Raw genomic sequence first — 11,712 nt, forward strand, 5'->3', positions numbered from 1 at the left:
CGTCATCGATCGGATTGTTCACTGAAAGGTGGTGCGGGCGGGCCATCGCTAGGCCAGCTTGCGGTGGAAGACCTCGAACATCTCCGCCACGGGCCCGGGCATGTGCATCTCGTGGTGGGTGACCGCCACGTCGTGCACCTCCAGGGAGCCCTGGACGTAGGGCCGCCACAGGTGCGCGTACGAGGTGTCCTCGAGGGTGGCGTTGAAGTACACCACGTCGCCGCGGTAGACCGGCGACTGGAAATCCATCATCAGGGCCGTGTTGTTGGCCAGCACCTTGGACATGGTGTCCAGGAGCCGGCGGCGGTTGCCGGTGCGGATGTACTGGCTGAAGTCGTCCTCCAGCTCCGCCCGGAAGTCGGAGGAGTCCTTGCCCGCGTGCACCTCCTGGAAACCGTGCCCGCCCGGCTGGGCGTCCAGGACGGCCACCAGGGCGACCTCGTGGCCCCGCCGGTCCAGGGCGTCGGCGACGGCCTGGACCACGGAGCCGCCGTAGGACCAGCCGATGAGGTTGAACGGGCCCTCCGGCTGGATCCGCAGGATCTGGGTGACGTAGTCCTCGACCATCTCCCGCACCGAGCCGGCCAGCTCTTCCACGCCGTCGCTTCCCCGCGACTGCAGGGCGTAGGCGGGCCGGTCCGGCAGGTGCAGCACGAAGCTGTAGTACGCCCAGCCCAGGCCGCCGCCCCCGTGGAAGAACCACACCGGCTTCTTGCCCGTGCCGGGATCGTCGTTCAGCGGCAGCACCACCGCGAAGGAGTCGGCGCCGTCGTCGGGGACGCCACCGGCCAGCATCAGCGCGGCCAGTTCGGCCACCGTGGGGTAGCGGATGATCGTCCGGATGGGGATGTCGATGTCGAACCGGTCCCGGATGCGCACACTGAGCCGGGTGGCCAGCAGCGAGTGTCCGCCCAGGGCGAAGAACCCGTCGTCGACGCCGACCCGGTCCAGGCCCAGCAGTTCGGCGAACAACTCGCACAGAGCGCGCTCGTAGGCGTTGCGCGGTTCCCGGGCGGCGGCGTCCGCCGTCGTGTCCTCGGCGGGCAGGGCCCGCTTGTCGAGCTTGCCGTTGGAGGTCAGCGGGATCTCCGCCAGCGGGACGACCGTGGAGGGCACCATGTAGTCGGGCAGGCGGGCGCGCAGGTGCTGCACCAGTTCCTCACCGGTGACGGTGGCCCCCGGCTCGGGCACGGCGTAGCCGACCAGGCGCTTGTCGCCGTCGTGGGTCTCGCGGACCAGGACGACCGCCTGCGCCACGTCCGGGTGGCCGGCCAGCGTGTGCTCGATCTCGCCCAGCTCGATGCGGAAGCCGCGGATCTTCACCTGGGAGTCGGCGCGGCCCACGTACCGCAGCCGGCCCTCGCGGTCCCAGCGGACCAGGTCGCCGCTGCGGTACATCCGCTCCCCCGGCTCGCCGAAGGGGCAGGCCACGAACCGTCCGGCGGTCAGACCCGGCCGGCCGAGGTAGCCGCGGGCCAGTCCGTACCCGGCCACGTACAGCTCGCCGGTCACGCCGGCGGGGACCGGTCTCAGGTACGCGTCCAGGACGTAGGTGCGCAGGCCCGGCACGGCCGGGCCGATCACGCCGGCCCCGTGGCGGGCGGCGCTGCGCTCGTCCAGGTCGACGCGTGTGACGTGCACGGTGGTCTCGGTGATGCCGTACATGTTGACCAGCACCGGCGCGTCGGAGGCGTGGCGGGTGTACCAGTCGGTGAGGCGGTTGACGTCCAGGGCCTCGCCGCCGAACACCACGTAGCGCAGCGCCAGGTCCTGACCGGGTGCGTCGGCGTCGGCCTGGGCGAGCTGGTAGAAGGCCGAGGGCGTCTGGTTGAGGACGGTGACCCGCTCCCGGGCCAGCAGGCGCAGGAAGTCGGCCGGGGAACGGGAGACGTCGTAGGGCACCACGACCAGGCGTCCGCCGTGCAGCAGCGGGCCCCACAGCTCCCACACCGAGAAGTCGAAGGCGAAGGAGTGGAACAGCGTCCACACGTCGTCCGGGCCGAAACCGAAGTCGCGGGTGGCGGTGAACAGCCCGACCACGTTGCGGTGCGGCACCGGCACACCCTTGGGGCGGCCGGTGGACCCGGAGGTGTAGATGACGTAGGCGGGGTGCCCGGGGCGCAGGGGGGTGCGCCGCTCGGCGTCGGTGAGGTCGGCGGCCGACTCGTCGTCGAAGACCCCCCACTCGTCGAGGAGGACCAGGGGCAGGTCGTGGGCGAGGTCCTGCGCGGGGTCGGTGTCGTCGGTGGTCAGCAGCAGGACGGGGGCCGCGTCGGCGACGATGTGGGCGATGCGTTCGGCCGGGGAGTCGGGGTCGATCGGCAGGTAGGCGCCGCCCGCCTTGAGCACCGCCAGCAGCGCGACGACCAGTTCCGCGGAGCGCTCCAGGCAGACCCCGACCAGGGACTCGGGGCCCACGCCCCGGGCGAGCAGGTGCCGGGCGAGCCGGTTGGCCCGCGCGTTCAGCTCCCCGTAGGTGAGCGTGGTGCCCTCGAAGACGACGGCGGTCTTCCCCGGGCGCTGTGCGGCCTGCCGCTCGAACAGCTCCACCAGGGTGACCTCGTCGATGCCGTCCCCGGCAGCGTTGACCTCGACCAGCAGCCGCCGGCGCTCGTCGGCTCCGAGCACGTCGACGTCGCCGACGCGCAGGTCCGGTTCGGCGGCGAACTGCGCGAGCACCCGCACCAGCCGGGCGGAGATCTCCCGGGCCGTCGCTCGGTCGAACAGGTCGGTGGCGTACTGCAGGTCGCCGCGCAGTGCGCCCTCGGCGTCCACGGCGAGGAAGAACGTGAGGTCGACCATGGCGGTCGAGGGGATGGCCTGCTCGAAGCGCATCTGCAGGCCGGGCAGGGTCAGGTCGGGCTTGTCGTAGCTCTGCCAGGAGAAGATCACCTGGAACAGCGGCTGGTAGGCGGCGGAGCGGTCGGGGTTGATCGCCTCGACCACCACGTCGAACGGCACGTCCTGGTGCTCGTAGGCGTTCAGCGCCTTGTCGCGCACCTGCGCGAGCAGATCGGTGAAGCGCGGGTTGCCGGAGAGATCGGCGCGCAGGACCTGGGTGTTGACGAAGCATCCGATCATGTCGGCCAGCGCCTCGTCGGTGCGCCCGGCGATGGGTGAGCCGATCGTCACGTCCTCGCCGCCGCCGAGCTTGCCGAGCAGCACCGCCAGTGCGGACTGCACGACCATCGACAGGCTCATGCCGCGCTCGTCGGCGAGCCGCTGCAGCCCGGCCGCCACCTCGGGCGGCGCCTCGACGGCGACCGTGTCACCGTGGGTGCCGGCCTCCGCCGGGCGCGGGCGGTCCAGGGGCAGGTTCAGCGGCTGCGGCACGCCCGCGAGTTCCTTGCGCCAGTACTCGATCTGCGCCGCCGCGAGACTGCCCGGGTCGGCCACGTCGCCGAGGACCTCACGCTGCCACAGCGCGTAGTCCTTGTACTGCAGCGGGAGCGGCTCCCAGGCCGGGGCCCGGCCCTCCCGGCGTGCGGTGTAGGCCTCGACCAGGTCGCGCATCAGCGGGGCGCCGGAGCTGCCGTCGGAGGCGATGTGGTGGATGACCAGGACGAGGACGTGTTCCGTCGGCGAGCAGCGCAGCAGGTCGGCCCGGAAGGGCAGTTCGGCCGCCAGGTCGAAGCGGTGCGCGACGGCTTCGCCGATCCGGGCGGGCAACTCCTCGGCCGTGACGTCGGCCACCGGCACCTTCAGCGGCGCCTCGGCCATCGGCCGGATCCGCGCGTACGGCTCACCGGTGTCGTCGGTGCCGTAGGTGGTGCGCAGGATCTCGTGCCGGCCGACGACGTCGTGCACCGCCGCGACCAGGGCGTCCTGGTCCAGGGTGCCGGTCAGCCGGAACGCCGCCGATATGTTGTAGGTGGCCGCTCCCCGCTCGAGTCTGTGCAGCAGCCACATGCGGCGTTGGGCAAAGGACAGCGGAATCATCGCTTCACTCCTTGGTGAACATCTGGCGCATACTGGGGCGACGGGGAGCGGCCGATTCCTCCGACCACGTGGCGAGTGCGGCGACCGTCGGCTGGTCGAAGACCTGGCGGATGGGTATCTCGACCCCCAGCTCGGCGCGGACGCGGCTGATCAGGCGGGTGGCGAGCAGCGAATGCCCGCCGAGCGCGAAGAAGCCGTCGTCGAGGCCGACCCGTTCCACGTCGAGCACCTCGGCGAACAGCTCGGCGAGGGCCTTCTCGCGGGGCGTGCGGGGCTCGCGGTAGGGGGCGGTGCTGAACTCCGGCTCCGGCAGCGCTGAGCGGTCCAGCTTGCCGTTGGGCATCAGCGGCAGCCGGTCCAGCACGACCAGGGCGGAGGGCACCATGAACTCCGGCAGCCGCTCCGTGACGAAGTCGCGCACCTGCTGCGTGGTGGTGGCCTGTTGCGCGGTCACGACATAGGCGACGAGCCGCTTGGCGGTGCCGGTGCCCCGGGCGACGACGGCGGCCTGGGCGACGTCGGGGTGCGCGGTGAACGCAGCCTCGACCTCGCCGGGTTCGACGCGGAAGCCGCGGATCTTGACCTGGGTGTCGGCGCGGCCCACGTATTCCAGCAGGCCGTCGGCGTTCCAGCGCGCCAGGTCGCCGGTGCGGTACATGCGGGATCCGGGCGGGCCGTACGGATCGGCGACGAACCGCTCGGCGGTCTGGGCGGCGCGGTCGTGGTAGCCGCGGCCGACGCTGCCGCCGACGTACAGCTCGCCGACGGTGCCCTGCGGCAGGGGGGTCAGGCCGGGGCCGAGGACGTAGGCGCGCATGTTGCCCAGCGGGGTGCCCACGGGAGCGTTGCCCGGGCCGGCGGGGGTGGTGACGGTGCAGGTGGTGGCGTAGAAGGATTCGCTCTGCCCGTAGGCGTTGACCACCCGTACCCCGGGGAAGGCGGCGCGGGCCTGTTCGACGAGCGACAGCGGCAGGGCCTCGCCGGCGAAGACGAGCGTCGACACACGGGTGCGGTCGGCGATCCGGTCGAGGAGTTCGGCGAAGGCGGAGGGCACGGTGGAGATGACGGTGCCGCTCCAGTCCGTGCGCTCCCCCAGCACCAGCACGTCGCGGACGAGTTCGACGACGCCGCCGGTGGCGAGGGTGGTGAAGATCTCGAACGCCGAGACGTCGAAGTTGACGGAGGCGCCGGCCAGCATCCGCCCGCCCGGTCCGAGTCCCACGCGGGAGGCGAGCCGCAGTACGCCGTTGACCACGTTGGCGTGGGTGATGGCCACACCCTTGGGCGTGCCGGTGGAACCGGAGGTGTACATCACGTACGCCAGTTGCTGCGCGTGGACCCGCGGCAGCGGCCCGGTGGGGCCCTCGGTGAGGTCGAGGGTGTCCAGGAGCAGGTGGGGGGTGTGGTGGGGCGGCAGTGTCGCGGCCGTCGCCGTGTCGGTCAGCACCAGGCGGGGCCGTGCCTGGTCGAGGACGGCGCGCAGGCGCCGGCCGGGATAGCGGGGGTCCGCCGGCAGGTAGGCACCGCCTGCTCTGAGGATCGCGAGCAGGGCGACGACGAGGTCCGCCGACCGGGGCAGGGAGACCGCCACCAGGGACTCCGGCCCCACACCCCGGCGCAGGAGTTCGGCTGCCAGGCGGCCGGCGCGGGTGTCGATCTCCCGGTAGGTGAGCGTCACGCCCTCAGCGGCCACGGCGACCTCGTCGGGGGTGCGTTCGGCCTGGGCGCGCACGAGTGCGTCGACGGTGGTGTCGGGGGTGGGGGCGGCGGTGTCGTTGAACGCGGTCAGCAGCCGGTGGCGTTCGGCGGTGCCGAGGACCTCCAGCTCCGCGGCGCGCAGGCCGGGGGTGGTGGTGAGCTGCTCCAGGACCCGGACCAGGCGGGTGGCGCAGTCCTGCACCTCCCGGCGGTCCAGGACGCCCTCGGCGTACTGCAGGGTGAGCCGCAGTTGCGGCTCGACCAGCGCCATGAGGGTCAGCGGGTAGTTGGTGCCGGTGTCGGCGCTCATGCCGGTGAGACTGATCCCGGCGGTGGCGTCCAGTGCGGCGCCCAGGCCCTCCTGGTCGACCGGGTAGGACTCGAAGACGACCAGCGTGTCGAACAGCGACTGCAGGCCGGTGGCCTGCTGGATCTCGGCGAGCGGATGGTGGTGGTGCTCCAGCAGGGCCGCCTGGCGGCTCTGCAGCCGGGTGAGGATCTCGGCGAGGGTGTCGCCGGGGGCGTGGCGGACGCGGACGGGCAGGGTGTTGATGAACAGCCCGACCATCGACTCCACGTCCGTCACCGCGGGCGGGCGGCCGGAGACGGTCGCGCCGAACACCACGTCATGGCGGCCGGTGAGCCGGCCGAGCAGCAGCGCCCACGCGCCCTGGATCAGCGTGTTGACGGTGACGCCCAGTCCGGCGGCGCTGCGGCCGATGCCGCGGGCCAGTTCCGGCGGCAGTTCCACCTCCACGCGGCCGGGTCCGCCGGCGCGCTCGTCGTCGGCTCCGGGGACGAGCAGGGTGGGCTCGTCCAGGTCTGCCAGCTCCGCCGCCCAGGCCCGGGCCGACTCCTGCCGGTCCTGCCGTGCGCGCCAGGTGAGGAAGTCGCCGTAGCCGCGCACGGCCGGCAGGGCGGCCGGGTCGCAGTCGAAGGCGTAGAGCAGCAGCAGGTCGCGCATCAGCAGGGGTGTGGACCAGCCGTCGAACAGGACGTGGTGGGCGGTCATCACCAGTTCGGTGCGGCCGGGGCCGAGGACGGCGAGGGACAGGCGGAACAGCGGTGGGGCGTCCCGGTCGAAGCGGGCGGCGCGGTCCTCGGCGAGGAAGCGTTCGAACGCCTCGGTGGGTGTGCTCTCGCCGGTGGTCAGGTCGAGGTGCCGCCAGGGCAGGGTGACCTCGCGCGGGACCACCTGCACCACGTCGCCGTCGGCCTTCTCGGCGTATGCCGCGCGCAGGTTGGCGTGCCGGTCGAGCAGCGCCTGCCCGGCGCGGCGCATCCGCCCGGCGTCGACGGTGCCGCCGAGATGGAAGACCATCTGCATGTGGTAGGCGTCGAACGACGACGCTCCGGCCAGCATGGTGTGGAACAGCATCCCGGACTGGGCCGGGGTCACCGGCCACACGTGGCTCAGTGGGCCGAAGCGGGCCTCCCAGGCGTCGATCTCGTCCTGGCTCACCTTCGTCAGAGGTGCGTCGCTCGGGGTCAGTCCGCCGGCGCCGGGGGTGCCGGCGTGCCGGGCCAGGGCGGTCAGGGCCTCGACCCACAGTGCGGCCAGTTCGGTGACCTCCTCGCGGGTGAGCACGCCGGTGGGAAAGCCGAACCAGGCACTCAGTTCGTCGCCGTCCGGGCCGGCGGTGGCGACCGCGTTGATCTCCAGGGCGGACAGCGCCGGCATGTCCGGGTCCGGTGCGGCGATCAGGTCGCGGTGGGCGGTGTCCGGGGTCCAGCCCAGGCCGCGCAGGTGCTCGGGGATGTCCGCGGCGGAGGACCTGCCGAGGTAGTTGAACCCGATCTGGGGCGGGCGTCGGCCGCTGAGGGCTGCCGCGGTGGTGGGGTTGAGGTGGCGCAGCAGGCCGTAGCCGAGGCCGTTGCCGGGTATCGCGCGCAGTTGCTCCTTGACGGCCTTGACGGCCCGTCCGGCCGCCGGTCCGCCGGCGAAGGCGTCCGCCACGTCGATGCCGGACAGATCCAGGCGGACGGGGTACATGGCGGTGAACCAGCCGACCGTGCCGGACAGGTCGGCGCCGGGCACCAGGTGCTCCTCCCGGCCGTGTCCCTCCAGCCGGACCAGCGCGGTGGAGCCGGGCACCCCGCGCGTGCGGCGCCGGCGCACCAGGGCCAGCGCCAGGGCGGCCAGCAGCCCGTCGTCGGCTCCGCCGCCGAAGAGCGCGGGCACCGTGTCGAGCAGCGTGCGGGTGACGTCCGCGGGCACCCGCACGCGGACGGTGTCGACGGTGGCGGCGACATCGCGGGCGGGGTCGAGTTCGCGTGCGCCCAGCGGCGGCTCCTCCTCGCGCAGGACGTCCTGCCACCGGGGCAGTTCGGCCTCCCGTGCGGGGGTGACCGCCTCGTCGGCCAGTGCGTGCATCCAGCGGCGCAGTGAGGTGCCGGTTCCGGCCTGCTGCGGGGGCAGGCCGTCGCGGACGCGCTGCCAGGCGGACACCAGGTCCGGCAGCAGGATCCGCCACGAGACCCCGTCGACGACGAGGTGGTGCAGCACGATCAGGAGCCGGTCGGTGTCCGTGACTGTGTCTGTGGCTGTGTCTGTGTCTGTGGCTGTGGCGCAGGTGAACCGGACGAACTGCGCCATGACGCCGGCGTCGGGGTCCAGCCGGCCGGCCGCCGCGTCCAGTTCGGCCTGCACGTCGGAGCCTTCGCGGGGGACCTCGCGCAGCAGTGATCCGGCGTCGACACTGCCGGCCGGGGCCATGCGCAGGCCCGGTCCGGTGCGCTCCAGCCGCGCTCTGAGGACGTCGTGGCGGTCCAGCACGGCCTGCAGGGTGGCGGTCAGTCCCGCACGGTCGATGCCCTCGGGCAGGGTCAGCAGCGCCGACATGCAGAACCGGCCGATGCCGCCGCCGAGTTCGAGGACGTGGGCCGCGGTCGGCGGCAGCGGGCAGCGGCCGGTGCCGCCGCCGGGCAGCTCCGCCAGGCGCACCGGCTGCTCCTGGCCACGGCCCTCGACGAGTTCCGCGAGGCGGACGACGGTGCGGTGCTCGAAGATCTCGCGCGTGCTGACCGTGACGCCGCGCGTCCTGGCCCGTGCGACGACCTGGATGGAGCGGATGCTGTCGCCGCCGCTGGTGAAGAAGTCGTCGTCGACGCCGACGCGTTCGGCGCCGAGGACGTCGGCGTACACCTCGGCCAGGATCCGCTCGGCCGGTGTGCGCGGCTCGCGGTACTCGGCGCCGGCGAACCGCGGCTCGGGCAGCGCGGCCCGGTCCGGCTTGCCACTGGCGGTCAGCGGCAGCCGTTCCAGGACGACGAGCTGGGCGGGGACCATGTAGTCCGGCAGCCGCCCGGCGGCGAACTGCCGCACGTCCGCCGCGTCCGGCCCGGGTGCCGTCCGCGCGTCGTCGTCCCCGGCGGGGGCGAGGTAGCCGACGAGCCGGGCCGTGCCGGCCGGGTCGCGGCGCACGGTGACCACGGCCCGGCCGACCGCGGGGTGCCGGGCCAGGACGCTCTCTATCTCGCTCGGCTCGATGCGAATGCCGTTGACCTTGATCTGGGCGTCGGCGCGGCCGGCGTAGACGAGCCGTCCCTCGGCGTCCCACCGCGCCAGGTCGCCGGTGCGGTACATCCGCGCCCCGGGCTCGCCGAACGGGCAGGGCACGAACCGCTCGGCGGTGGCGCGGCCGTTGCGGTGGTAGCCGCGGGCGAGCCGGCCGGCGACGTACAGCTCCCCGGTCACGCCGGGCGGCACCGGCGCGAGGTCGGGGCCGAGGACGTGGGCGCGCATGCCGGCCAGGGGCCGTCCGACGGGGACGGGGCCGGTGGCGTCCGGCTGCGCGGACAGGGTGTGGGTGGTGGCGTAGAAACTCTCGGTCTGGCCGTAGGCGTTGACGATGCGCACGCCGGGCAGGGCCTCGCGCACGGTGTGCACCAGGTCGGCGGTGAGGGCCTCGCCGGCGAAGACGACGGTCCGCACGTCGAGTCCGCCGCCCCGGTGGGCGGCGAGCTGGTCGAGCAGGGCCGCGAACACGGTGGGCACGGCGCTGACGGTGGTGCCCGACCAGGAGCCGCGCTCGGCGAGTTCGAGCACGTCGCGGACGATCTCGACGGTGGCCCCGGTGGCGAGGGCGGTGAAGATCTCGAAGACGGACACGTCGAAGGTGACCGACGTCGCGGCGAGCATCCGCGAGCCCGCCTCGACGCCGACGGTGCGGCGCAGGTCGTGCACGCCGTTGACGACGGCGCCGTGCGGCACCGCGACGCCCTTGGGGGTGCCTGTGGAGCCGGAGGTGAACATCACGTAGGCCAGGTCCTCGGCCGACAGGCGCACCTCGGCGGCCTGGGGGCCGGGGCCGTCGAGGTCGACGTCCTCCAGGCGGAGCACCGGTGCCGGGCTGCCGGTCAGGCCGGCGGCCACCTCGCCGCCGGTGAGCACCAGTGCCGGGCGGGCGGCGTCCAGCAGCAGCCCGGTCCGCGAGGAGGAGTGGGCGGGGTCGAGCGGCAGATAGGCACCGCCGGCCTTGAGCACGGCGAGCATCGCGACCGCCAGATCGGCGCAGCGCGGCAGCGCCACGGCGGCCAGCGCGCCTCGCCCGACGCCGTGCTCGCGCAGCACCGCGGCGAGGCGGCCGGCGCGCCGCTGCAGTTGCCGGTAGGTGAGTGACGTGTCCCCGCTCACCACCGCGACCGCGTCGGGGGTGCGGGCCGCCTGGGCGGCGACCAGCTCCACCACCGTGCGGGCCGGCAGGGGGGCGGCCGTGTCGTTGACCCGGGCCAGCAGCTCCCGTTCGGCGCCGGTGCGCACGTCCACGGCGGCCAGCGGCGCCGCGGGGTCGGCGACCACCTGCCGCAGCAGGCGCACGAAGCGGTCCACGATCGCCTGGGCGGTGCCGTGGTCGAACAGTTCGGCCGCGTACTCCAGCCGCCCGTAGGCGCCGCCGTCCGACTGCGGGACGACGTTGACGAACAGGTCGAACTTGGCGGTGGCGGTGTCCGCGGCGACGGGCGTGGCCCGCAGCCCGGGCATCTCGATGGGCGGCCACACGAACTGCCAGGCCAGCATGACCTGGAACAGGGGCTGGTAGGAGGTGGCGCGTTCCGGGCCGAGCAGTTCCACCAGGCGCTCGAACGGGATGTCCTGGTGGTCGTAGGCGGCCAGGGCCTTGTCCCGTACCTGTTCGAGCACCTGCCCGAACGAGGGGTTGCCCGACAGGTCGGCGCGCAGCACCCAGGTGTTGACGAAGAACCCGATCAGGTCGTCGAGCTGTTCGTCGGCGCGTCCCTCGATGGGGCTGCCGATCGTCACGTCCGTGCCGCCGCCCAGTTTGTGCAGCAGCACGGCCAGTGCGGCCTGGGCCGCCATCGGCGGCGTGGCACCCCGCTCGGCCGCCAGCCTGCCCAGTCCGGCGAGCAACTCGGGTTCCAGTTCGAAGGAGACGTGTCCGCCGCGGTGACCCGCCATGGTGGGACGGGGCCGGTCCAGGGGGAGCTGGAGCGGCTGCGGCACCCCCTGCAGCTCGCGGCGCCAGTAGTCGATCTGCGCCGCGGCGACCGACTCCGGGTCCGCCTCGTCGCCCAGCACCTCCCGCTGCCACAACGTGTAGTCCTTGTACTGCACCGGCAGCGGTTCCCACCCCGGGTCGGCGCCGGCCCGGCGGGCGGTGTAGGCGGACACGAGTCCCTGCAGGAACGGCGCCATGGAGGCGCCGTCGACGGCGATGTGGTGGAACACGAACGCCACGACGTGCTCGTGCGGGGAGATGCGGAAGACGGTGGTGCGCAGCGGCAGTTCCGTCTCGAGGTCGAACCCCTCCCCCAGTGCCGCGCTCAGCGCGGCGTCCAGGGCGTGCCCGGCCACGTCGGTCACCCGGAACGCGACGGCCGCCTCCTGCGGGGGCAGGATCCGTTGCTCGGGCGTGCCGTCGGCGTTCTCGGCGACGAGGGTGCGCAGGGTCTCGTGCCGGGTCACGACATCCGTGACGGCCGCCGCCAGGGCCGCCGTGTCCAGCGGCCCTTCCAGACGCAGCACGAAGGGGATGTTGTAGGTCGGGGACGGGCCTTGCAGACGGTGGAGGAACCACAGCCGGCGTTGTGCGTACGACAGCGGAATCATCGGCG

At 73.5% G+C, this 11,712-nt stretch carries 2 protein-coding genes; both read right to left on the reverse strand.

What is annotated here, in order from left to right:
• Window positions 1-48: 48 nt before the first annotated feature.
• Window positions 49-3,939 (reverse strand): non-ribosomal peptide synthetase, encoded by a 3,891-nt coding sequence (locus tag Q5694_RS25870; protein WP_333935759.1) that lies wholly within the window; start codon window positions 3,937-3,939, stop codon window positions 49-51.
• Window positions 3,940-3,943: 4 nt separating this feature from the next.
• On the reverse strand, window positions 3,944-11,707 hold the full coding sequence (locus Q5694_RS25875; RefSeq protein ID WP_333935760.1) for an amino acid adenylation domain-containing protein: 7,764 nt from the start codon (window positions 11,705-11,707) through the stop codon (window positions 3,944-3,946).
• Between the last annotated feature and the right edge of the window lie 5 nt (window positions 11,708-11,712).

Source organism: Streptomyces sp. AHA2 (genome assembly GCF_036857595.1).
GTDB lineage: Bacteria > Actinomycetota > Actinomycetes > Streptomycetales > Streptomycetaceae > Streptomyces.